The following is a 24,228-nucleotide window of genomic DNA, read 5'->3' as shown; positions in this document are numbered from 1 at the left end:
CCGGAATTGACGAGGGTGATAAAATCTTGGAACACTGCAAATTTTGACGCTCACTAGGACTATACCGGTGAGTTGCTTTATCGTTAAAACGATCATTTTGGGAGGAGAGAATAATGAATATCCGTCTTTTGACGCTGCTTTTTGCCATACTGTCCGCTACGGCCTTCGGCCAAACCTCTTGGCTTGACCGCGGATTCTCGACGCCGTGGAACACCGGCAATGGAGTAATACCGGCCGCTCCGCGTAGTAACGGCGAGGCGCCAACTTCGCAGATGTGCCGCGGCACGATCCGGGCAGCGGAAACGATCAACGACCGGGCACTGACTCGGGCGGGCTGGTTCCTCTTCGGCCCGACGTACAGCTACGGGACGATCGCGATCGTAACCGCAATGGCGAGCGTTGACGGGATGTGCCGGCCGAACGAATACAACGGTTTCGTCTTCGTCGGGAACCGCTTTGCCGGGACGCTCGCCCCGACGGTCTCCAATTCACGGACCGATGGAGCTTTGAGCACGATCCAATTCTTTAACCCCGATAACCTGACCGTTCAGTTCGTCCGCTACGATGACGACGACGGATTGTGCTGTCCCTCGCGGACGAGCTACGTCAACTACGAGATCACGTTGGGAACGCGTCCGGTAGTCAAGGCCGTTGACGTGGATACGCGGCCGAACTGCGAGAATTCAGGCCCGATCGAGGCGCAGGACAACGTCGTTTCCGGAACGGTGACGTATCGGACACGGATGGCGCTTCCGCCGACGGCTGTTCTGACCGTTTCGCTGCTTGATGTCTCAAGGGCGGATGCTGCGGCGGACGTTATCGCCCGGCAACAGATCAACACCGGCGGCAAGCAGGTCCCGTTCGATTTCAGTTTTGCCTACGACCGGACGCGCATCCAGGAGCGGAACCGCTACGCGATCCGGGCCGAGATCCGCGACGGCGGGCGGCTGCTTTACACGACGGACACCAATTATCCGGTTATCACGCAGGGAAGCCCGCGGAATGTCGATATCGTCGTTGTCCCCGTCGGCCGTCCGGGCCCGGGAACGGGACAGGCTTCGGGAACGATCCGCGGAACGGTCACCTATCGGCAGAGGATCGCCCTGCCGGCAGATTCAGAGATTCTCGTTAAGCTCGTTGACGCCGAAGATCCCGAAGGGACGCCGGTGGCGGAAACGACCGTAACGCCCGGCACGCGGCAGGTGCCTTTGCCGTTCGAACTCGGGTACGAACGCCGCGACGTCAATCTTCAGCGAAGCTATGTGGTGTTGGCCGAGATTCGCTCGAATAAGACGCTTCGATTCCGATCGGAGGCCGGAACGCCCGTCAACCTTCGCAACGCGAATGTTCAGGGCGTTGAGATCGTTGTTAGCCCGGCGAGCGATGAGCCCGAGGTCATAACGGGCCAGTCGCTAAACGTTTCGAAGTTTGGCACGGGCTCATTCCAGATCGAAGGCCGCAGTACGGATTTGATTATTCGCGGAACGGTGACGATCCAAACCGACGGCACAGCGACCGTCTCGATAACCCGGCTTAACGGAACGATCAACTTTGAAGGAAAGCTCGTCGCCTTTGACAGCAATTCGGCAAGGATAATGGTCCAGAGTTCGGGTGATGCCGATGCCTCGGGCGAGATCGAGGTGCGATACAGCGGCCGGAATCTGAACGCCGTTATCGGTAACAACCTCGTGCTTGACGGGCAGAATGTGGCCTTGAGATTCTGATCTTCAGCGTAACTTAAACCAAAAAGGCGGGGCCCGAAAACGGCGTTCCCGCCGTTTTTGTGCTCGGCTTATGCAAAAACCGCCGCGAACAGCAGTCAGTAAACCTGTATGGGAGGCTTTAATAATGGGCTTTGTAGATAACGATTATAAAAAAGTTAAACCGATCAAACAGGAACATAAGAACGCATGCTGGGCCGCCTGTCTTGAATGGTGGCAGCGTGCAAACAAATTCGGAACCGTTTTTTCGCAGTCGGCTTTAAGGAAAGAGAGGGACATCAAGGCGATGTACAACAGCGACAGCACAACGGGTGATGTACATAAGAAGAGCCACGCAGACTATGGCATTCTGGAGAAGCACGAGTTGCTTAGCCTTTACCGTCAGCCGCGGTTCGAAATGTTCGTTTATGAGGAGCCTGCACTTCGTCCAGGGCTTATCCACGAGACACTTGCGACACGCGGCCCGGTAATCGTCGGCTACTTCGACGCATTCTCGAATGGCAACCACGTTAACGTCATTTGCGGCTATGACCTTGATATGCAGATGGTCGAGGTAATGGAACCGCGGAAGGGCAAGTTTGTCGAACGCGGCATCACGGAATACACAAGCGGCCCGGAACCGCTGGTAATCGCCTACCGTAACCGCAGCATTTGACCCGACGGGTCGAAGGACCTGATAAATTAATGTTCGGCGAGCTCGATGGCGGGCTCGCCGATTTTTTTATACGTGGAGCCTGATCATTCCGTCCTCGATGGTGACGTCGTAGCGGTCGATCGAGCATTGCGGCTTGGTGAAGCACTCGCCGCTGGTTACGTCGAACTTCCAGCCGTGGAATTCGCATTCGACCGTTGTGCCGCGGAGTTTGGAATCGGCAAGCGGATAGCCCTTGTGAGGGCAGAAATTCTCGATGGCAAAAAAGCGGCCGCCGACGTTGAATACCGCGACCTCGCTGCCGTCCTTTAGCTGGACGGTCGCTCCGCGGCCCGGCGGGACCGATTCTGCACGGCCGACCGTTACGACGCGTCCTTCACGCGGCGGTTTTCGTTTATTTGTTCTCGACTTTCCCATTACATTCAGGCGGCCCCGCGGCTCAAAGGTGAGAATTGGCCGCTTGCTGCTAAACAAATAGGATAACGCAACGGCCGCGGCATCTCACGCCTGCGGGGCTCGAAATTTCTTTTCCTTGCTTTATAAGCATATCTAAAACAAAATAAAAGAACGGAGCAAATTGCGATGACCGAAGCGACAAAGAATGAGCGCGTTAAGTGCCGCCAGATAATGACGGCGAAGGTTACGACCGCGACTCGCGAGATGACGCTTCGCGATGTTGCCCGGTTGCTTCGCGAGGGCGACGTGGGCTCGGTGCCGGTGGTCGAGAGCGGGCGGCTTGTCGGGATCGTAACCGACCGCGACATCGTCGTCCGGGCGGTCGCCGAAGGCAAGGGGCCGGAAACACCGATCGCCGAGGCGATGACGACCGAGATATTTTCTGTCGGGCCGGACGACTTTGCCTTTGAGGCCGTAAGGCTGATGGGCGATAAGCAGGTCCGCCGAATACCGGTCGTAGAGGCGGATGGCTCGCTCGCGGGCATTATCTCAATGGCGGACGTCGCGCTTGAAATGGAAGACGAACGCGAGATCGCCGAAACGCTCGAAGAGATCTCAAGCGGCACGGCATTTTGGAGCAAGAAGTAGGTTTTCGGCCATTATGGCAAAGGCATTCAACCGTCATTTTCAATTTCTCGGTTCTTCAAAGGGAGCAAAGCCCTCGGGGCGTTTGTGGTTTCCGGCGGCCGATGTTTATCAGACCTCTGAAGGCTGGGTCGTCAAGGTCGAACTTGCCGGCGTTGCGGCCGAAGATGTTGAAATAGAGGTCGAGGGCAATGTGCTTTACATCGTCGGCTGCCGAAAGGACCGCTCGTGCGGCGACGGTGCCTCGTATCACCAGATGGAGATCACCTACAGCCGCTTCGAGAAAACGCTCAAATTCCCGTCGCCGATCGAGGGCGTAACGCTCGATCACATGTTCGATAACGGTTTGCTGATCATCCGGCTGAAGTCGAAAGAAAGATGAGACAACTTTCAATAATCTTAGTTCTTCTCTCGGCGGGGACGCTCGCCTCGGCTCAAAATTCACTTGAGCCGATCTTTCGTAAAGCCCCGGAGAAGTACCCTCCAGCGGCTGAAGTGGTTAGAGCCGAAGGTCAAGTGATCGTTGCTATCGAGATCGCTCCGGAGGGTAATGTAAGTTCAGCAAAGGTAATTTCCGGGCATCCGTTGTTGAGAGCCATCTCTGCCCAAGCGGCAAGAGAATGGCGGTTCGCACCCGTTGCTGATTCAGAAGTTAGAACAGTGGTCCTTCAGTTTCATTACACTCATGGAGGCTGGTTCACCATTGAACAAGGTGAGGTGGAGCGTGTAACGCGGACGGAATCTTCATTCGAATCCTCCTTTGTGGTCAAAGTTTCTGTAGGCACATATGCACCGAAGACGCTTTTGCTGCCGCGGAAAGATGGTGTCATTAAGGACCGGTATTGCGAAGTTCATAACAGGTTGATGGAAGTAGAGATTCAGTCCGTATCTTACGGGTTGATTGCTCGTTTCTCAGACGAGGACGATTACTTTGAACGATATGACCGAGCGGAGGAAACGTTTTTCCCGAATGCCAATCTCGAATCGAACCGTGGATGTGTAGACACCGGCATTGAAAATGAAGAAACCTATTTCTGTTCCACTTGCAGAGTAGAACGCGAGAAGTGGCTGAAACAAAACGAAGGGAAATAATGGCAGATGAAACACCCCAAAATCCGACGATAGTTACCGAGGTCGAAATTCCGCATATCTCTGAGATGGCGATATTGCCGCTTCAGAATACGACCCTTTTTCCGGACACGGTCGTGCCGCTGGCGGTCGGCCGCGAGCGCTCGATGCGGGCTACCGAATCCGCGCTGACCACCGAGGAAAAGCTTCTCGGCTGCATTACTACGAAAACGGAAGGGGTCTCCGGCGACGAGGCGAAGTACGACGACATTTACACCATCGGCACCATCGTCAGCATCAAGCGGATGATGCGGAACGAGGGCGTGATGCAGCTCATCGTTCAGGGGCTTGAGCGTTTCCGCATTGTCGAGTGGCTTGAGGAACAGCCGTATCTCAAGGCCCGCGTCGAAAAGCTGCCGGAGCTCGAACGCGTTGACGAGGAAGAGATCGAGGCACTCAAGCGGAACATACACGGGTTGATCCAGGAAGCTCTCGCGATGCTTCCACAGGTGCCGCCGGAGATCCGGATGGCTGTTATGACGCAGCAGGACCCGGTCCAGCTCTCGTATTTCATGGCCTCGGTGCTCGACCTTGGCACCGAGACCGAGCAAAAAATGCTCGAGTCCGAAACGGTCGATTCGCTTTTGACGCTGACACACGCCGCTCTCGCCCGCGAGGTCGAGATAATGCAGATCCGGACCAAGATCGCGTCCGAGGCACAGGGCGAGATGGATAAAGCCCAGCGGGATTACGTTCTCCGACAGCAGCTAAAGGCGATCAAAAAAGAACTCGGCGAGGACGAGGATAGAGGCGAAAAGGCCGAGGCGGAGCAGCTCCGCGAGCGGCTTGAAACGGCCGATATACCCGACGACGTCCGCAAAGAGGCCGAGCGGGAACTCAAGCGGATGGAGGCTCTGCCGCAGTCGGCGCCGGACTATCACGTTATCCGCACATATCTCGAATATGTGCTCGAGCTTCCCTGGCGGAAATCGAGCGAAGAAAAACTCGACCTCGGCGAGGCCCGCCGGGTTTTGGATGAAGATCACTACGGGCTTGAGGACGTAAAGGAACGCATACTCGAATCGCTCGCGGTCGTAAAGCTGCGGCCGGATTCGAAGAGCCCGATCCTGCTATTCGTCGGGCCTCCGGGCGTTGGCAAGACCTCACTTGGGCGTTCGATCGCCCGCTCGCTCGGGCGTGAATTTGAGCGGATGTCGCTTGGCGGCATGCGCGATGAGGCCGAGCTCCGCGGCCACCGAAGGACATACATCGGCGCGATGCCGGGTCGGATAATTCAAGCTCTTCGCCGCGTCGGCGTCAATAATCCGGTGATGATGCTTGACGAGATAGATAAGCTTGGCAACGACTATCGCGGCGACCCATCGGCCGCCCTGCTCGAGATATTCGACCCGGCGCAGAACAATACGTTTCGCGATAATTATCTTGATCTGCCGTTCGATCTTTCGAAGGTCTTTTTCATCGCGACGGCGAATTCGCTCGGGCCGATCCCGATGCCGCTCCGCGACCGAATGGAGATAATCCAGATCGCCGGCTACAGCGACCGCGAGAAGCTCAACATCGCGAAGCAATATCTTGTCCCGCGGCAGGTGCGGGAAAACGGACTGACCGAAGAGCAGTTTGAGATCACCGACGCCGCCATCAATTTGCTCACCTCGCGATACACACGCGAGGCCGGCGTGCGGCAGGTCGAACGAGCCATCGGCAACATTGCCCGCAAGGTCGCGCTGAAGGTCGCCGAGGGCTCGAAAGACAAAGTTACGATCGATGTAGCGGAGATCCGTGAGTATCTTGGCCCGCCGAGGTTTCATCCGGAATCGGCACGAACCGAGATGCCCGCGGGCGTTGCGACCGGAATGGCCTGGACCGAGATGGGCGGCGAGGTTCTCTTTATCGAGGCGACCGGCCTGCCCGGCGGCAGCGGACTTACGCTGACCGGCCAGCTCGGCGATGTGATGAAGGAATCGGCTCAGGCGGCCCGCAGCTACCTTTGGTCGCACGCCGCAGAGTTTGACATTGACCCCGATGCCATCAAGCAGAACGGCGTTCACCTCCACGTTCCGGCCGGGGCTATCCCGAAGGACGGGCCGAGTGCGGGTGTGACGATGGCCTCGGCGCTTGCCTCGCTTTACAGCGGCCGCAAGGTGCGGTCAGATACGGCAATGACGGGCGAGATAACGCTTTCGGGTTTGGTGTTTCCGGTCGGCGGCATCAAGGAAAAAGTGCTCGCAGCACATCGCGCCGGCATCCGCCGGATAATTTTGCCCGAGCAGAATGAGGCCGATGTTGATGAGATTCCGGAGGACGTCCGCAAGGAACTGGAGATAATCAAGGCAAAGCGGGTGAGCGATGTTTTGAACGCCGCTCTTGAGCCCGTTGATTCGGCCGGAGCGACGCCGGCGAACCTGATCATTCCCGAACGCGATGGCGGCGGCGAGCAGCCCTCGGATCGGTTGATCGCAAAGGATAGCTGAGCGAAGACTCAGCACGCCTTCGTGCTCTTTCGCGCTTTTGCGACCGATACTTTTATCAGGCGTTCGAGCACCTTTTCGTCGATATCGGCCAGCTTGTTGATATAGAGACACGAAACGCCGTTCTTGTATTTGCCGAGCTTGGCAAGAAGCTCGTCCTCACCCTCAGCGCCGCAGAGCACGTAAAGCGAAAGGTTCGCCTTCCGCGGGCTAAAGCCCGTTATCATCCAATCAAGCTCGCGGCCCGATTCGTATTTTAACGTCCGGCTCCCGAAGCCGATGATCGAAGGGCCCCACATCTTTGGCTCCTCTTTCGTGATCCGCTTAAACATCTCAAGCAGGCGAAAGGCATCCTGCTGCAGCGTTTCATTCTCTACCGAGCCGATAAAGTCCTCAACGCTCGCGTCCGTTTCCTGTGTCTTTAACTCTGCCTTGGCCATAGCCCCGTGATTATACAAGAAAATCGCCCGGCGGCGAATGGCTATCCCGATGCCGCATATCTTAATGCGCCCGCGGGGGAATACACACTAAACCGTTCGCCCGCCACATTCAAAAGCCTCGCCCAAATGCGCTTGACAAGGTTTTTCGAAACTCCTATTCTCTAAGTTCGCCCCTCGCGGGGTGCATTCCGCAGTAGCTCAATGGCAGAGCATTCGGCTGTTAACCGAAGGGTTGTAAGTTCGAGTCTTACCTGCGGAGCCAATTTTTAGAAGAGTTTAGCGGTGGTCATATTGACCACCGCTTTTCTATTTTCCGCAGTTTTTCCCGTGTGGCGCGATCAGTTCAATTTCACATAGCTACGATGAACGACGACGTTTGCTTTATCTCTCGCCTCGTATACGACCTCATTTTCTGTAGAGCGGGTGACGACTTTTGATTTGGCAACCGTTTGACGTTCTTTCGGTGTTCCTTTATCGGCCTCCGAGAGAAAGGTGCTGATATCGCCCGCGGTCGGTTCGCTTTCTGCTTCTTCTTGATCGGCCAGCGAGATCGCTTCGGTGACGGCCGCGTTCAGCATTTTCGGCCAGACCTTGTTGAAGAGGTGATTGGACACGTAAATATCGGCGCTGTTTATCTTGCCATTGATGGCGAAGGCATACCCGATGACGTCGGTCTTGCCTTTTGTAAGCTCAGAGAATTTCTTTGCGAACTCTTCTCTGGCTTTTACGAGTTTCTTATTCTCAAGCGAAAGCTGGAGGCTCGAGGCTGAGCTGTTTGCCGTAACATCGACGGTCACGTTGGCAGAGATATTCCTCTGTGCGTTCGCCACCTCAGTCCAAACCGCTGTTTGTGAACCCCTAGCCGGAGGAGGCGGTGCCGCACCCGATGCCGAACCCGAACCTGAACCCGTTCCAGATCCCGATGCCGTTCCCGGTCCATTTGCCGCGAGCTTCAGCTCCCGGGAAACTATTCTTTCTTCCGACGATGAAAATTCCTTCTGGCTTTCGTTGCCGCGGCCTTCCCATCTATCTGATTCAACGCAGAAAGCTTCGATCGAGACCTTGCCGGAGTTTCGCGGAACTATGATGCTGATCGCAAGCACGCGGTCCTGCTTTCCGCCCTTAACGATGTCGCCGGACTGGATGAAAACGTCGTACTTAGGCGAGATGTTTTCGACGATCAACTCGTCCACGTCTTCGGTTTCATACACCTTGAAGACCTTCATCTCCATCGCCTCTTGCAGCGTGATCAGATCTTTATTGCTGCTCGCATCTTCACCGTGGATAAGGAAGATCGTCAAATTTTGGTTCGTGTATGGCGCCGAGATCCGGTACGCGGTCTGTCCAAATGCCGATACAACTCCGATGCAAAAACACACCACCACCGTAAGGCTGAAACTTGCTAAGCCCTTCATAACATTTACCTCGCTTCGTTTGTGAATCTGTTTAACTAACGATTATTCGAAATCTGTATTTCTATTTCTCTGAGATGCACAACGGAGAAAATGGATGCATGGCGGGCACTACATTTAATGAAAAGAAGATGGTTCGCGAAAAGACGCCAATGAAATCGTTGAAAGGTGAAGCAACTCAGACGCCTAGGGCGTATGCGCAATTGGCGGCATTGCGCTTTCAGCAGCCATTTGCTCCAAAATGATTTATTGCTTTGCTTCGGGTAAACAATCCTCCAACTGTGTTTTATTCTAACTCGATGAGCCTCGAAGATCATTACGGAAAGTGCATCGATATTTACGAAGGCACGGGCATACTTACCTCTTCAAACGGAGCTGACTACGAATGCGAGTTCGAAACCGGACAACTGAAGGACGGTACGATCATTCTCCTGTGCACGTCCCTTCCCGGTGAGTATTTTATGTTTGGTCTGGGAGATGAAGTACAGTTACGAGGCCAGACGAAAGACGGAAAGACAGTAGAAAGTCGGGGGCGGAACACAAGCATAAATGTTCTTTTGGGCAGTTTGGGCCGAGCCGGATCGCGGACGGCGTTGAAGCCCAAGGAACTTGTGGTGACCGCGTCGGACAAAGCTCCCGCGAAATTAAGGTTCGGCCTCACCAACTTCAGAATGAGCCGAGCGCACATCTTGTTCGATCAGTACTGGCATGAATGCCTCCCTTTGAGGCTGACCGACAATAGAGAATGGTGTCTTGTCGAGCTCAAGCCAGCAAAGGATTATAAAGAAACGATGCTTCGTGTATCCACTCTCAAATCAATAGAAGTGACCTGTACTGCTGAGGTGGATGTTGAGAAGTTCCGAAACGTCAAGGAGATCGACGCGGTAATCGGACGCCTTTGCCTGATTGCGTCAGTTGCACGGGGCACCAAGATCCAATGGATATTTCGTGACCAGCTCGACAAGGACGGCAATCTGATACGAAGAACTCACGCACACCGCATCAGCAAACCGTACGGCCCGCTCAGCGTAATCGACTGTCGCGCTGACGACAATCCCACCAGGCTTTTCATTGAGCAGGCATACACGGTGTTTTGCCAACGGTGCAAGGATTACGAACTCGACCGCGGAACGATCGATTCTTACATTGACGCGAAGAGCGAATCGGACTTCATGGAGACTCGCGGTGCAAAATTGGCCGTTGCTCTGGAGGGACTAAAACACGCTTTTTTGCATCGCGACGGAAGTCCATTTTCCGAGTTCATTATCCCCGATGAGAAATTCGAAAAGCTGACGCCGGCGCTGACCGAGGCGTTCGACGCCGTATTGAAGCACGATCCAGATGTCAGCCCTGAACAACGATCGACCTTCACCAATAAAGCACGAATGCGTTCGTTTAATCGTCGCTCATTTAGATACTCGCTCACCAAGCTTTTCGAGGAGATCGGGTTCAACCCGGACAAGCGCGAGGTGAAGCTTTTCATAGCTTGCCGGAATAAGCTCGTACACGCGGCCGACTTCTATTGCAACGCGGCGACTGCTCCCGAGCGAGCCGAATGTGCGCCGCTTGCCGACCCGATCGAGGAATACTATTTCATGGTCAACTTCCTAGACCGGATATTTCTGAAACTGCTTGGTTACGCCGGCGAATATATCAACATCGCGAAAGTCATTAAAGACGAAGAAGGCATCGAGTTTGTCGATTCAAGAAACCTTTAGCGGATCCGTGGATCGGGCAACCGAGGGGCAACCATCGGAAAACAACATGGAAATTCGGGCGAGGCCTGCGATTTTAACGCGAAAGATAATTGTAGTGATTTCGCGCCAGCGCGATTAGCTCCCCGTTGTCTTTCCGCTTAGTTGTAATGTAGTGGATAGCGAAAGAGACAAAAACGCAACGTCGCAGGTCTGACACGAAGATTCGGATGGGGATGTCGCGTAGTCCCAATCGGAATAGGTCGTCGATCACAAATGGTTGATTCGAATAATGACAAAGATAAAGCCAAATGAAATGTGTCCGTGCGGAAGCGGTAGGAAATATAAAAAGTGCTGTGCTCAAAAATCGACGATGAAAACTTCACAAGATCAAGAATTGAAAATGGAGGGAACCTGGGGACTGTGTGGTATACCGTTATTGTTGAATATTGCTCCATTCAACAGTAAGAGTAAGGAACGCCCAATTCCAGGCGGCTCGCCCGGCAATTACCACGTAACCTTTCTACTTGGCAAGCCTAACGAACCGCCAGTGGCGGAGAACCATATCAAGTTTGGGTTTGACCCCAACGAAGGTGATTCCCACCTTTTCGTAGGTGATCCAAATGAACTGGAGGCGATTCTAATGGCCAGTCTTCCTAGCGGAAATTTCGAGTTTCGGGGCAAGGCTAATGAGAAAGGCTATTTGTCTTTGATCGAGTGTTCAACGCTCCATGCAGAAAGTCTAACCGACGCAATGAACAAGGCGTTCGATGCACTTTGTCCCATCTTAAGTCGTATTTCTTTGTTAAACAATGCACCGGTTTACATCTCAAGATGGGCGATAAAAGAACTGGCCACAAATGCCCACATGAGCAGTGTAACCTTACCTTTTCGTAACCAAAAAACCCCGATGCTCGTTAATGTTTCGAAGGAACCTGAGTTTGAACGATATGCGAGCCTGTACAGGGAAGGTCTAAACAGCAACAGCCCAAACTATCAGTTCCTTTGTTTTTACAAGATAATAGAGGGATTGCGAAAGATGAGGGAAGGACGCGTCAAGAAAGAGAACGAACGCATCTTGTTACCCGGACGAAAACCTAATAGACCTAAAGACCTGATACCTAATTCCAATTCAGAACAGCAAGCCTGGCTATCTGCATTATTCGGTAAACAACGCTGGAGCGACTTAGCTATTAGCCAAGTTTTTCCAGCAGCGGTAGTTGGTCGGAAAGTGAACGACGTTATTAACAAAAGCTCCGAACTAGATATGGTCCGAAATAGGATTGCGCACACAGTATTAAGAGATGAGGCCGTGACGCCTATTACGATAGACGATGCAGCACACATTAATGAGGTGTCACATTGGTTGCCCTTGTGCAAATGTCTGGCCCTTTATTTACTAAGGGCAGAGTATCCAGGCAGCTTTTTAAGCTGAGCTCCCACTCGTGAAATACGAACCGAACGCAAGAACATATGGCCCGATAGCCGTTATCGAGAACTTCCAACTCTCTGCGCACCGGTATCAGTTTTTCGATGTAGCGGCAAGGGCATCTGGCTCGCGCTAAAGAGCAGAATGCGAGCTAAAGCTGGGACTCAGAACGAGGAGCTGAAGCCGGGACTTGAAGCGTTGAACGGGTTAGAGTTTGGGTGTGATGGTGCCGGTTTCGGAGATGTTGGGGGCGGTTGGGCCGAAGTTGGTTAGCGAGAGGGTGCGGACCTTGCTGATGGCCTCGCCGCTGGGGTCGAGCACGGGGATGCCGCGGCCTTCCTGGCGGCCGGCGTGGATCTTGCCGGCGACGAAGCGGCCATCGCGGTCGAGCTCGGCTTCGAGGATCATCGTCAGGGCCAGCTCGGCCTCGAGCCGAAACCAGCCGTAGGTGGCGAAGTTGCCGAGCGAATAGGCGATGAGGCGGCCTTTATAGACCTCGATGCCGCGGAGCACATGCGGCCCGTGGCCGAGCACAAGATCGGCACCGGCATCGATGACCGTTCGGGAGAAGAGCGGCAGGTTTCCGCGCTTTTCGCCAAAGTACATCTCGGTCCGGTTTGGCACCATTTGGCTGCCCGTGCCCTCGGCTCCCCCGTGGAATGAAACGACGACGATGTCCGCCTTCTTATCAGCTTCGGTGACGAGCCGGCGGGCGGCGACGAGGTCGTTGACGTTCGGGACGATCGTGTTGTGTGCAAAGCCGATGAAGGCGACCGTCAGGCCCTTCACCTCAAGATAGGCGGTCGAGTGTTTCAGCCGATTGCTGCCTGCGTGTTTAAGGCCGAGAGCGTCGAGCGTTTCGCGGGTATCGGCGATGCCGGCAAGGCCGAAATCGAGCGAGTGGTTGTTCGCGAGGCTGAGCACATCAAATCCCGCTTCCTTCAGATACTTGCCGTAGCGGGTCGGCATTCGGAAGGCGTAGCAGCGGATCGGCTCGTCCGGCTTGGGCTTTTTCGGCTTGTTGACGTTGACCGGTTCAACCGGCTCGATCGGCTCGGTCGGCACGGTGGGCTTGACCGGCTTCGCAGGCTTTCGGGGGCGGCACTTCGCCGACTCGCCGCCGTCGGTCATCGGGGCTTCAAGGTTTCCGAAGGCGATGTCCGCGGCGGAAAGAAGCGGCGCAACGTCTTTCAGCAGGTCGCGGCCGTCGTTCGGCGGCATTCGGGTATCGTTCGGAAATGGCGAGCCGAGCATTATGTCGCCGACGGCGGCGATGGTGATCGAATTCTTGTTAGAAGGCGTTGGAGTGGGCGTCGCCTTTGCCTCAGCAGATCGCGAGGGTTCGAGGCCGCTGGCAGGCGTCGAACCACAGCCGGCGAGACCGGCAATGCCGGACGCAAAGGCAACGAGTCCAAAGGCGATAGGTAACGTATTTGTCATTTGCTCGAGGGAAAGAGCCGGGGGCAGCCGGGCGCCCTTTTAACTATAAGATGTCTTCACCGCCTTACGCAGATGCAGGCGCGAGTTTTTCTGAGACCTCGGGCTCGCTTGCGGCTGAGATCTCGTCGGTATCCGCGATGATGGAGCGTTCCACGATCTCTTTTTGTTCGAGTTCGTGGATGGTGTAAGACCCGGTAGCCGGCGAGGCCGAGGCGAGGCGGCCGATGTAGCGAAGCTTGCGGCCATCGGCAAGCAGCTTGCGTATCCGCGGCTCGGCAAACGTCCATCCGCCCATGTTCTGCGGCTCTTCCTGTGCCCAGACGATGTCCTTCGCATTCGGATACGCGGCAAGCGTTTCAGTAACCGCCGCCGACGGGAAAGGATAGAACTGCTCGAGCCGGACGAGTGCGACGCGGCCATCGTGCGAATCTTCGCGGCCGGCCTGCAGGTCATAAAAGACCTTGCCGGAGCAGAGCACGACGCGAACCACTTTCGAGCGATCCTCGACCGCCGCGTCATCGATCACGGGACGGAAACCGCCCCCGGTCAATTCTTCGATCTGCGAGGCCGCAGCCGGCAACCGAAGCAGGCTCTTGGGCGTCATCACGACCAGCGGGCGAACGCTATCGCTCTTGACCTGCCGCCGGAGCATATGGAAATACTGGGCCGGCGTCGTCGGGTAGCAAACCTGTAAATTGTTCTCGGCACAGAGCTGCAAGAAGCGCTCAAGCCGGGCCGATGAGTGCTCCGGCCCCTGGCCCTCGTAGCCATGCGGGAGCAGCAACACGAGGCGGCATTTCTGGCCCCATTTGTCCTCGGAGGCGGCGATGTATTGATCGATGATGACCTGTGCGCCATTGGCAAAGTCGCCAAACTGCGCTTCCCACATGACAAGTGCGTCATTCGCCTTAACCGCGTAGCCGTATTCAAAGCCGAGCACGGCGTTCTCCGAGAGCGAGCTGTCAAAGACCTGAAAGCGTGCGAGCGGGTCGTCCTCGCTGCGGATGTCGCCCAGCGGCGACCAGAGGTCACCGGTATTGGTGTCATACATCAGGGCGTGCCGCTGCGAGAATGTGCCGCGGCCGGAGTCCTGTCCGCTGAGGCGGACGCGGTGGCCTTCCTTGACGAGCGAGCCGAACGCCATCGCCTCGCCAAACGCCCAATCCATCGGCACCTCGCCGGTGCCCATCTTCGCACGGCGGCCGAGCTGGCCGACCATTTTCGGATTGATCGAAAAGGCCTCGGGGATGAGCGTGATCGTGTCCGCGATCTCGCGGAGCACTTCACGGGCGGTGCCGGTTTCGATGACCGCCGAGCCATCCTCTTCGGCCAGGTGCGGCGGAAGCTCGGTCCGCTTTTTCGAGCCGCCGGCGATCTCTTTGGCGCGTTCGAGAATACCTTCGTACTTGCCGACGATCTGGCCCGTCATCTCGGCAAGCTCTTCCTCGGTGATCACGCCTTCGCGGATCAGGTGCTGTGCGTAAAGATGGCGGACGCCCGGATGCGCCTTGACCCGCGCATACATCAGCGGCTGTGTGTAGCTCGGCTCGTCGCCTTCGTTGTGGCCAAGCCGGCGGAAACCGACGAGGTCGAGAACGACGTCCTTGTTGTATTCCTGCCGATAATCGAGCGCTATCTGAATGACGCGATAAGCGGCTTCGGGGTCGTCGCCGTTGATGTGAAAGATCGGCGTCTGTGTGATCTGTGCGGCGTCGGTCGAATAGATCGAGCTGCGGCTCGCCTCGGGCGATGTCGTAAAGCCGATCTGGTTGTTGATGATGATATGGATGGTGCCGCCGGTCCGATAGCCGCGAAGGCTCGCGAGCTGGAGCGTTTCCATCACAATGCCTTGGCCGGCGAATGCCGCATCGCCGTGAAGCAGAACCGGCAGAATGCGGTCGTGGACCGCGTCGCGCTCGCGGGCATCGGCCTCGGCGCCGCCGAGGAGCTGATCTTGACGTGCGCGGACCATTCCCTCAACGACCGGATCGACGAACTCAAGGTGCGAAGGGTTACAGGCGAGCTCGATCTGGATCTCTTTGCCGGACTTCGCCTGCCGCTTTCCGATCGCTCCCTGGTGATATTTTACGTCGCCTTCATCGGCCGGAAAGCTCGGGTGCGAGCTGCCCTCAAAGATGGTAAAGATACGCTCGGCGAGGTCGCCTGAGTGTACGTCGCCAACGATATTTGCAAGCACGTTGAGCCGGCCGCGGTGGGCCATGCCCATAAAGATCTCGTCAACGCCGCGGTCGGACGAGCTTTCGACCAACTGGTCGAGCATCGGGATAACGGTTTCGCAACCCTCGAGCGAGAAACGCTTTTGCCCGAGGTATTTTTTGTGCAGAAACTGCTCGAACTGCTCGGCCTCGATCAGTCTGAGGAGAAGTTCTTTCCTGACCTCCGGTGCAAGCGGTTCGGTATCAACGAAGTGCTTGCGGATCTGCCGCCGGATCCATTCCTTCTCTTCCTTGCTCTGAATGTGGCGATATTCGGTGCCGACCTTGCCACAGTACGCTCGGCGAAGTATCTCGAGAATACGGCGAAGCGTCAGCGTCTTTTCGCCATGGAGCCCGCCGGTGATGAACTCACGGTCGAGGTCCCAGATGGTCAGGCCGAAGTTCTCAAGCTCGAGCTCCTCTGCGTTATAAGGAGCCATATCGAGAGGGTCGATATCGGCGAGAAGGTGGCCGCGGGTCCGATAGGCATTGATGAGCTGCAGGACGTTCGCCTGTTTCTCGGTCTGCTCGCCGATGCGGTCGCCGCCGAAGAGTGCGGGGTTGAAATCCTCAGCCCACCGCATCGGCGGTATCTTGATCTCGAGCTCGGTAAAGACCTTGTCGTAGAAACCTTCCTGGCCGACGAGCAGCTTATGGATCTTTGCAAGGAAGAAGCCGCTCTCTGCACCCTGTATGACGCGATGGTCGTAGGTGCTGGTCAGCGTCATCGTCTTGCTGATGCCGATCTGCGAGAGTGCGGCCTCGGTCATCGCCTGATACTCAGCCGGATACTCGATGGCGCCGGTCGCGATGATCGCGCTCTGGCCGGACATCAGCCGCGGGTTTGAGGCAACCGTACCGATCGTTCCGGGATTTGTAAGCGAAATGGTCGTGCCCTGAAAGTCTGCGATCTCAAGCTTGCCGTCGCGGGCCTTGCCGACCTGCTCGTTAAAGCCATCAAGGAACTCGCGGAAGGTCATCTTTTCGCAGCCCTTGATGTTCGGGACAAGCAGGCTCCGCGAGCCGTCCTTTTTCTCGATATCGATGGCGATGCCGAGATTGATGCTTTCGTTCTCGATGCGTGAGGGAGCTCCATCAACAACGGCATAGCCCTTATTCATCGTTGGATATGCCTTTGCCGATTGGACGATCGCCCAGGCGATGAGGTGTGTGAACGAGACCTTGCCCTTGCCGCGAGACTTGAGCTGCTCGTTGACGACGCGGCGATTTTCTTCGAGCAGCTTGACCGGAACGTCGCGAAAGCTTGTCGCCGTCGGGACGGTCAAGCTCTGCTCCATGTTCTCGACGATCTTTTTTGCCGGGCCGAAGATCGCCTTGGTCTCAACGCCGGCAGGTGCGGGCGGAGTCGCCGGCTTTGCGGCAGGCTCGGATTTTGCCGCCGGTGCGGGTTTCGCTTCTTCGGCCGGCTTGGCCGGTGCATCCGCGTCGGGCATTCCGCCGCTCAAAAGCTCGCCGAAATAGCTTTGCCAGGATTCGTCCACTGACCGCGGGTCGTTCTTAAAACGCTCAAGCAACGCCTCAACATAGCTGGCGTTTGCTCCAAAGTTATCCGTAATAAATTCCGAGATGTTCGTGATCTTGTCGCTCACTATAGTATTTTCCTTAAAACTTAGATAAATGGCACCGAAAGTAAACTTTAATTTTAACCGAAACCGCGGAAAAAGATAAGGAGCGGCTATTTGCCGTCCTTGCCCACCGGATTGGCTATTGTAATGTCGATATCGACCGGGACGACGCGTTTGTGATGGATCCCGAGTCGTTTAAAGCGGCCGAAAACGAACACGCGGCCGGCGACGCGCCAGACGGGCTGTGAGTCGCGCATCTCACGCCAGGCCGCCTGAACAAGGCGATGCGTCGGGACAAAGATGGTCACCGGGGAAGGCAGCAATATCTGTTCGCCTTTCTGAAACCGGAACTCCGTCCGAAATTCATCGACCGTAACGGGAATGCCGTTAACGGTCATCTCGGAAAAGCTTATGAAATCGACGCGGCCGCTGTGCGGCATTGCGGAAAGCTCGATCGGCATCTCAAAGCTCAGGCCGGTAAGCGAGATGTCTTTGAGGACTACCTTTTCTGTATCTATCTCGGTCGTGACGGCCGGCGAGGACGTGCCTTTCTGTTGGGCCGTTTCGCTGACGGTGACGATCTGTTTATGGACCTTATAGCCGCGGATCTTGTCCGGGAGTTCCTGTGCGGAAGCGATGCCGGCGGCGAGCAGGCAAGCGAGAACCGCCGCTGCGGTACGGTAGCGACGCAAGAACCAGAAACTGCCGGTGCCCGTTCGCATTATATTTCAGGGGTTTGAGGCCGTTTTGGTCTCGGAGTCCGGTGCGGGTTCTGTTGGCTCTGCCTTCACATCTCCTTTGCCCTCAAGGTCGAGCCGGATGGCATCGAGCAGTCCGTTGATGAACTGCGTGGCTTCGTAGGAAGAGAAGGTCCGGGCGATCTCAAGTGCCTCATTGATCACGACCGTCCCGGGAGTATCTTCATAGAGAAATTCATAGACCGCAAGCCGGAGAATGTTCCGGTCAACCACAGCCATCCGCTCAAGCCGCCAATGCTCGGCCCGCGACATTATCGTTTTATCGATCGTCGCAAGATTCTTGAGCGTGCCGGTGACAATGCGGTCGGCGAACTGACGCGGCATCACGGATTCGGCGGCAAGTTTCTCGACCGCGATCAGCGACTTCGAGGTGAGTATCTCGAAATGCTTATCCGCATCTGCGGCTATCCCGGCAAATTCGCGTTTCTCGTCGGCCTTCAAGGCTGAAGAGGTAGAGACGGTGGCCGCCAACCGGCCGAGTTGGTCGCGTGCGGAAGCGAGCCTTTGGCGAAGGCTGCTGAGGTCGGGCGAGGAGCCGCTGACCAAAACGCCCATCGCCGTTTTGAATGATTCTTCGGCACGGTCGAGGCTAAAAACGAGTTCTTTGTGATCGGTAAGGAAGGGCGAATTGCGGTCGTAAGGGTCGAGTTTTTTTAGATACGGGCGCAGACGCGTCGCTGAAGTGCGGAGGCGGTCAAGCGTTTCGGGCACCGCCGAGATGCTTTTTGCAGAGCCCTCGGCCAGCGATTCGAACCCAAATTCGGACCAGAAGGGCACCGTTGCGTCCCGATCAGTTTCAAGGTAATCGGCCGCGAACAGCATCTGGAGTGCGCATTCACGAGCCTTTCGCCGCACTCCGGAGCCCTTGCTTTGTTTTTCAAACGACATGTTGACGAACTTTTCCCGCTTCTGCAGGTTGTTCGAGCTCGGCGATCTGTTTATGCAGATTCGCGACCTCGATGGCGGTCACCGCCGCTTCGTATCCCTTGTTTCCGGCCTTGCCGCCGCAGCGGTTTATCGCCTGCTCGAGCGTATCGGTCGTTAATACACCAAATACCGAAGGGACGCCAGTTTCCATTCCGACCTGGGCAACGCCTTTTGCTGCCTCGCCCGCGACGTAGTCAAAATGCGGCGTCTCACCGCGGATAACGACCCCGAGCCCGATAACCGCATCGAACCGGCCCGACTCGGCGGCCTTCAGCATCGTCTGCGGTATCTCAAAAGAGCCGGGCACTTCAAAAACGCTTACGGCGTCCTCATCGGCATCGTGCTGGCCGAGGGCGTCGAGTGCACCGCTCAAAAGCTTTGACGTCAGGAACTCATTCCAGCGGCTCACCACGATGGCAAATCGCAGGCCTTGAGCGTTTATTCGGCCTCGGTGTGTTTTCGGTTGCAAAGTCAATGACCTCCAAGAAGCTTGCGGCTTCCTAACCTTAGAGTATAGAGAAGCGGAATTTGAAACTGCAAGGATACTTTTCGATTGCATTGCAGATATGGATGAGGGAATAATGATGAGGTGCGAATGGCTGCGGCAGAAAGTGTCATCGAGACCGAGGAGACGCTCATCATCGAAACGCCCGAGCGGGTGCCGCTTGCCTTTGCGCTTGCGTCCATCGGCAATCGCTTTTTGGCGGTCGCGATCGACCATTTGATCCAGTACGTAACTTACATCGCCGTGATCGCGATCGGGTTTTCGATCGCCGGTGCGTTCGGATTTGGCAGGCCGGATTCGACGGTCGAGAGCCTTGTCAGCGAGGCGCCGAAGTGGGTGATCGCGTTGGTCGTCCTGCTGCTCTTTCTGGTCTTTTCGGCGTATTTCATCATTTTCGAGTGGATCTGGGAAGGCCAAACGCCGGGCAAGCGGTTGATGAAGCTCCGCGTGATCCGCGAGGACGGCCGCCCGATAACGCTCTGGGAATCCGCCGCCCGCAATCTTGTTCGTGTTTTTGACGCGGCTCCCGGCTTTGTGATCCCGGTCTATTCGGTCGGGCTGATCACGATCTTTTTGAGCAATCGCGACCAGCGGTTCGGCGACATTTTTGCCGGAACGGTCGTCATCCGCGAGCGGAGCGACGAGGCTCCGACCTTTGACGAGACGTTCTCAAATCCGATCGCCGATGGTGCCTTCCGCCGCGTGCAGAAACCGCTGGAAATGCAGGCCGATATCTCAAAGCTCACCTTCGACGAGGTCGAGGTAGCGGAGAATTTTCTGCGGCGGCGATGGGACCTGACGGACCGCCAACGCCAGTGGATGGCATGGCGGATCGCTCTTCCGATGATGTTCAAGCTCAAGCCGCAATATGCGGCCGAGCACTTCACCTATGAAGGTTTTCTCGAGGAGGTCGTCCATCGCTTTAATGCCCGTTCGCGGTTTTTGAATTAGCCATATTGCCACAAGTTCTTTTACCGTGATAACTTTTCTCTATCCCGCACAGGGTTCTGTCCCCGATCTTACTGACCTATTGTGAAAAAGAACGTTTTATTGACCGGCGGTGCCGGTTTTATTGGTTCGCATTTATGTGAAGATCTGCTGCGGAGCGGAGATTGGCGGGTCGTCATCATTGACGACCTCAACGATTTCTATTCCCCCGGGATCAAACGTGCGAACCTTGCTGCCTTTGCGGGTTCGCCGGACGTAGAGTTCATCGAGGGCGATATTCGCGATTGCGAAAAGCTTGGAAAGGTCTTTGCGAATAACCGGTTCGACCAAGTAGTGCACCTCGCTGCAAGAGCGGGCGTGCGGCCCTCGTTGACTCAAACTAAGCTTTATTACGATACGAACGTTATCGGCACGCTGAACCTTCTCGAGCTTGCCCGCGAGCATGGCGTGCCGCATTTTGTTTTCGGGTCGTCTTCAAGCGTTTACGGCGCTACCTGTGCCGTGCCTTTTAAAGAGGACGCGACGATCCGCAAGCCGATCTCGCCTTATGCGGCGACGAAGGCCTCGGGCGAATTGCTCTGTCACACGTATTCGCACCTTTACGACCTACGGACCGTCTGTCTTCGTTTCTTTACGGTTTACGGCGCCCGGCAGCGGCCGGATCTTGCCATCCATAAATTCACGCGGCTGATCGCCGAGGGCAAGCCGGTGCCGATGTTTGGCGACGGCACGACGCGGCGGGACTACACCTACATCGACGACATCATTCAGGGCGTGAGGGCGGCGATGGACTACACCGCGACCAAGCACGAGGTGCTGAACCTCGGCGAATCAGAGACGACGGAGCTGAAGCGTTTGATCGAGCTGATCGAGGAAAGCCTGGGACGAAAAGCGACCATTGACCGCCAGCCGCTGCAGCCCGGCGATGTGCCGATAACCTACGCGGATATCACACGAGCCCGCGAAGTGCTTGGTTATCAGCCGACGACCAAGATCGAGGAAGGAATTCCAAAGTTCGTCAAATGGTTTCTTTCGACCGCGGCAGCGAATGCCTCGGCCTAGGGCCTTGGTTCCATTAAAAGCCGCATCAACTCTTCAGCGGCAACCTCGCCCTTCCGTCTGATGAAATCCCTTGGCGTGTTGTCGCCGATCTCATAAACGATCGCCTCCATACCGCAGCAATCAAAGAAGTAGTTTCGCGAGACGCGGGTCGGGTAAAGCCGCTCATTTGCCTGAATTCGCGGCTCGTAGCCATCGATCGCAACCTGGATATTCTCAAGCCAGCGATGGACCAATCGCGGCGAATTGCCCTCATAAATACGGCTCATCGGGTAATAGATGTCATTCCACGTCGAGTGGAAATCAATGCCGAAATAGAAGCGGCCGCCGGTCTCGGCGATCCGGCGAGCGAGGAAGTCCCGAACTGCCTGCGTCTCGGGCTGATTGAAATCCTGCCAATCGCGGTTCAGGTCAATGCCGCCCTGGTTGTGCCGCCAATGGCCTTCATCAACGCCGTCGGGGTTCATCAGCGGAATTACATAAATGCCCCAATTATCGAGAAATGCTTTCGACGTTGGCGAACCGTCGATGAGTTTTTCGATGAATGCCTGCATCGCGAAATAGCCTGTGACCTCCGGCGGATGCTGGCGCGAGATGACAAGCATCATCTTTTTCGACTTCGAGTTGCCGAGCTGGAGCATACGCAGCGGACGGCCCTCACGGCTCTTACCGATCTCCTCGGTGGGTGCTCCGGACCTTTTCGCTATCGCATCGATCCATCCGAAAACCTCCTTTGATGTCTGCAGTTCCTGCGCACTGACCCACAGCGGCCGCTTGGAAACGGTCAATGTGATCGTGGCACTCTTCGGCCGCGATGCGATGAGCCCCGGGCCCGGGCCTTTGTCTTCTTCAATGATCTTTTGCGGGTCGAGCGGTATCCATGTTTTACCGTCGGTGCTCAGCTTTGGGTCGTATCTGTGACGGGCGTATTCGGGATAAATGAGGCGAACCTGTATCTCCTTCTTCTTGCGCGACCAAACCTTGAACGCATACCACGGGCTCATATTTATCGGTGCGTTCTCCGGCGTGATCGTCACAACAAAGCGGCCGGTCTCGTCCTTCTCGATCGAGTTCAAGCGGGCGCCGGGAAATTCGTTCGAGAAATAAACGCGGTCGTCCTTAAACTCAAACGTCTGCCTTACCTGCTTTTCTATCGGGCGGGTCTCGGTGCTTACCGTCGGCTCAGGTTCCTGAGCGAAAGCGCAGGCGGCAAGTATCAACAGCAAGAATGCCGTCGAGAATCTTCTTCCCACGGCCGAGGCGTACCCGGGTTCTTTTGGTTTGGTCATTGTTAGTTGCGCAGAAATTAGGAACGTTCAAATAACGGCACAAAGGTAACACGGATTGGCCCGCTCGGCATAGAAAAGGCCCGCAAACGCGAGCCTTGAACCCTTGCAGACGGAAAGGACCTAGAGCCTTACGATCTTCGCACTGCTTCCGTTGCGAGTGTCTTCGTTCAGCGCGTTACGCGTATCGACGATCAGCGGGGCGAGTTCACAGACGCGCTTGTAGTCGATGCCGGAGTGCTCGGTGCAGATGATGACGCAATCGGCAGACTTGATCAGGTCGTCGGTCAGTTCCTGATTGTAGAGCGGGTCGCCCGCCCCGATGGTGTACGCGTGATCGAATGTTACCTCTGCAACGAAGGGGTCGTGGTAGCTGATCTCGGCTCCACGCGAGCGGAGGAGGTCGATGATCGAAAGTGCCGGCGATTCGCGCATGTCGTCGATGTCTTTCTTATAAGCGACGCCGAGTATTAGAACACGCGAGCCATTGACGGCCTTGCGTGCGTCATTTAGAGCGGTCGAGACGAGCTTTACAACATACGCGGGCATGCTCGAATTGACCTGCTCGGCGAGCGAGATGAACTGCGAATCGAAGCCGTGCTGGCGTGCCTTCCATGAAAGATAATGCGGGTCGAGCGGGATGCAGTGGCCGCCGATGCCGGGGCCCGGAAAGAACGGCATAAAGCCAAAGGGCTTTGTCGCGGCTGCACGAACGACCTCCCATGTATCGATGCCGAGCGTGTTGCAGAGCTTCGCCATCTCGTTCGCCATGCCGATATTGATCGCCCGAAAGGTGTTCTCCCAGAGCTTGCAGGCCTCGGCAACGCGTGCCGACGAAACGGCGTGGACCTCATTGACGATCTGCCGGTAAAGCTCGGCCGCGACCTCGGTCGAATCTTTCGAAACGCCGCCGACCACCTTCGGTATGTTGTGAGTCTGAAACTGCGGATTGCCGGGATCGACCCGCTCGGGCGAGAAGGCAAGCAGGAAATCCTTGTCGAGAGCAAAGCCTTTTTCTTCTAGCATCGGCTGGAGCACCTCGTCGGTCGTGCCCGGGTAGGTCGTCGATTCGAGAATGACGAGCTGGCCGCTCCGCATATATTTCTGGATCTCTTCGCCGGCCGCGATGATGTAGGACATATCCGGGTCTTTCGTCTTTCGGAGCGGCGTCGGGACGCAGATGATGATGACGTCGCAGTCTGAGAGCCGGCTGAAATCGGTCGTTGCGGTGAGCAGGCCTTTTGCAACGCTCTCCGCGACGTGTTCGCCTGGTACATCGACGATGTAGGACTCGCCGTTGTTGATCGATTCGGTCTTTGCGGTGTCGACCTCAAAGCCGATGCCCTTGAATCCTTTTCGGCAAAACTCAACAATGAGCGGAAGCCCAACATATCCGAGCCCAACAACGCCGATGACCGCGCTTCGGTCCTTTATATTCTCTAAAAACGCTTGTTTCATTTTGGAAATCACTGAGTCTAAGTACTTTTGCATCGATCAAGAACGTATGAAAGGCGAAATTACAACGCTATTTCAGCTTTAGCGCTTTAGTCAAGCGGT

General features: G+C 56.1%; 20 protein-coding genes and 1 tRNA gene. 11 read left to right on the top strand and 10 right to left on the bottom strand.

Features of this window, described 5'->3' with window-relative positions; translation table 11 throughout:
* Positions 1-113: 113 nt before the first annotated feature.
* Positions 114-1,724, top strand: a complete 1,611-nt coding sequence (locus IPM21_04375) for a YbaY family lipoprotein (GenBank protein MBK9163137.1) — start codon at positions 114-116, stop codon at positions 1,722-1,724.
* Between the two features lie 124 nt (positions 1,725-1,848).
* Positions 1,849-2,376, top strand: coding sequence for a hypothetical protein (locus IPM21_04370; protein MBK9163136.1), 528 nt, complete (start codon positions 1,849-1,851; stop codon positions 2,374-2,376).
* A gap of 66 nt (positions 2,377-2,442) precedes the next feature.
* On the opposite strand, the gene IPM21_04365 is transcribed toward IPM21_04370, so the two are convergent.
* Positions 2,443-2,790 carry a Rieske (2Fe-2S) protein gene (locus IPM21_04365; GenBank protein MBK9163135.1) on the bottom strand — a complete coding sequence of 116 codons (348 nt, stop codon included), beginning with the start codon at positions 2,788-2,790 and terminating at the stop codon, positions 2,443-2,445.
* 165 nt (positions 2,791-2,955) lie between these two features.
* On the opposite strand from IPM21_04365, the gene IPM21_04360 reads away from it, so the two are divergent.
* The 4 genes from IPM21_04360 (at position 2,956) to lon (ending at position 6,974) form a co-directional block, all read left to right on the top strand.
* Positions 2,956-3,417 carry a CBS domain-containing protein gene (locus tag IPM21_04360; protein ID MBK9163134.1) on the top strand — a complete coding sequence of 154 codons (462 nt, stop codon included), beginning with the start codon at positions 2,956-2,958 and terminating at the stop codon, positions 3,415-3,417.
* A gap of 13 nt (positions 3,418-3,430) precedes the next feature.
* Positions 3,431-3,796 carry an Hsp20/alpha crystallin family protein gene (locus IPM21_04355; GenBank protein ID MBK9163133.1) on the top strand — a complete coding sequence of 122 codons (366 nt, stop codon included), beginning with the start codon at positions 3,431-3,433 and terminating at the stop codon, positions 3,794-3,796.
* A complete protein-coding gene (locus IPM21_04350; GenBank protein MBK9163132.1) occupies positions 3,793-4,506 on the top strand; it encodes a TonB family protein in 714 nt (237 codons plus the stop codon). The genes IPM21_04355 and IPM21_04350 overlap by 4 nt, the downstream gene beginning before the upstream one ends.
* 65 nt (positions 4,507-4,571) lie before the next feature.
* On the top strand, positions 4,572-6,974 hold the full coding sequence (gene lon, locus IPM21_04345; GenBank protein ID MBK9163131.1) for an endopeptidase La: 2,403 nt from the start codon (positions 4,572-4,574) through the stop codon (positions 6,972-6,974).
* Between the two features lie 8 nt (positions 6,975-6,982).
* Here lon and IPM21_04340 read toward each other — a convergent pair whose 3' ends face one another.
* Positions 6,983-7,411 (bottom strand): DUF1801 domain-containing protein, encoded by a 429-nt coding sequence (locus IPM21_04340; GenBank protein MBK9163130.1) that lies wholly within the window; start codon positions 7,409-7,411, stop codon positions 6,983-6,985.
* A 187-nt stretch (positions 7,412-7,598) separates the two neighbouring features.
* On the opposite strand from IPM21_04340, the gene IPM21_04335 reads away from it, so the two are divergent.
* Positions 7,599-7,673 (top strand) — tRNA-Asn (locus tag IPM21_04335).
* 76 nt (positions 7,674-7,749) lie between these two features.
* Here the strand turns inward: IPM21_04335 and IPM21_04330 are convergent.
* Positions 7,750-8,826 carry a hypothetical protein gene (locus IPM21_04330; protein ID MBK9163129.1) on the bottom strand — a complete coding sequence of 359 codons (1,077 nt, stop codon included), beginning with the start codon at positions 8,824-8,826 and terminating at the stop codon, positions 7,750-7,752.
* A 296-nt stretch (positions 8,827-9,122) separates the two neighbouring features.
* Between IPM21_04330 and IPM21_04325 the strand changes: the two genes are divergently transcribed.
* Positions 9,123-10,541 (top strand): hypothetical protein, encoded by a 1,419-nt coding sequence (locus IPM21_04325; GenBank protein ID MBK9163128.1) that lies wholly within the window; start codon positions 9,123-9,125, stop codon positions 10,539-10,541.
* A 268-nt stretch (positions 10,542-10,809) separates the two neighbouring features.
* Positions 10,810-11,952, top strand: a complete 1,143-nt coding sequence (locus IPM21_04320) for an SEC-C domain-containing protein (GenBank protein MBK9163127.1) — start codon at positions 10,810-10,812, stop codon at positions 11,950-11,952.
* A gap of 201 nt (positions 11,953-12,153) precedes the next feature.
* On the opposite strand, the gene IPM21_04315 is transcribed toward IPM21_04320, so the two are convergent.
* From IPM21_04315 to IPM21_04295, 5 genes are all read right to left on the bottom strand, one after another.
* Complete coding sequence (locus IPM21_04315; GenBank protein MBK9163126.1) at positions 12,154-13,386, bottom strand: CapA family protein; 1,233 nt, start codon at positions 13,384-13,386, stop codon at positions 12,154-12,156.
* Positions 13,387-13,450: 64 nt separating this feature from the next.
* Positions 13,451-17,200 (bottom strand): multifunctional oxoglutarate decarboxylase/oxoglutarate dehydrogenase thiamine pyrophosphate-binding subunit/dihydrolipoyllysine-residue succinyltransferase subunit, encoded by a 3,750-nt coding sequence (locus tag IPM21_04310; protein MBK9163125.1) that lies wholly within the window; start codon positions 17,198-17,200, stop codon positions 13,451-13,453.
* Positions 17,201-17,298: 98 nt separating this feature from the next.
* A complete protein-coding gene (locus IPM21_04305) occupies positions 17,299-17,910 on the bottom strand; it encodes a hypothetical protein (GenBank protein MBK9163124.1) in 612 nt (203 codons plus the stop codon).
* Between the two features lie 6 nt (positions 17,911-17,916).
* Positions 17,917-18,834, bottom strand: coding sequence for a transcription antitermination factor NusB (gene nusB, locus IPM21_04300; protein MBK9163123.1), 918 nt, complete (start codon positions 18,832-18,834; stop codon positions 17,917-17,919).
* Positions 18,824-19,342, bottom strand: coding sequence for a 6,7-dimethyl-8-ribityllumazine synthase (locus IPM21_04295; protein ID MBK9163122.1), 519 nt, complete (start codon positions 19,340-19,342; stop codon positions 18,824-18,826). The genes nusB and IPM21_04295 overlap by 11 nt, the downstream gene beginning before the upstream one ends.
* 126 nt (positions 19,343-19,468) lie before the next feature.
* Between IPM21_04295 and IPM21_04290 the strand changes: the two genes are divergently transcribed.
* Both IPM21_04290 and IPM21_04285 read left to right on the top strand, forming a co-directional pair.
* Positions 19,469-20,329 (top strand): RDD family protein, encoded by an 861-nt coding sequence (locus tag IPM21_04290; GenBank protein MBK9163121.1) that lies wholly within the window; start codon positions 19,469-19,471, stop codon positions 20,327-20,329.
* An 81-nt stretch (positions 20,330-20,410) separates the two neighbouring features.
* Positions 20,411-21,388: a GDP-mannose 4,6-dehydratase gene (locus IPM21_04285; protein ID MBK9163120.1), complete on the top strand. Its 978-nt coding sequence runs from the start codon at positions 20,411-20,413 to the stop codon at positions 21,386-21,388.
* Here IPM21_04285 and IPM21_04280 read toward each other — a convergent pair.
* Together IPM21_04280 and IPM21_04275 are read right to left on the bottom strand one after the other, a co-directional pair.
* Entirely contained in the window at positions 21,385-22,674 is a 1,290-nt protein-coding gene (locus IPM21_04280) for a hypothetical protein (protein ID MBK9163119.1), read from the bottom strand. The genes IPM21_04285 and IPM21_04280 overlap by 4 nt on opposite strands.
* 120 nt (positions 22,675-22,794) lie before the next feature.
* On the bottom strand, positions 22,795-24,162 hold the full coding sequence (locus IPM21_04275) for a nucleotide sugar dehydrogenase (GenBank protein ID MBK9163118.1): 1,368 nt from the start codon (positions 24,160-24,162) through the stop codon (positions 22,795-22,797).
* Between the last annotated feature and the right edge of the window lie 66 nt (positions 24,163-24,228).

It is taken from the genome of Acidobacteriota bacterium, from assembly GCA_016716435.1.
In the GTDB taxonomy this organism is placed as follows: Bacteria; Acidobacteriota; Blastocatellia; order Pyrinomonadales; family Pyrinomonadaceae; genus OLB17.
Note: the sequence above shows the minus strand (reverse complement) of the source record. Positions and strands in the feature narration are given on the sequence as shown.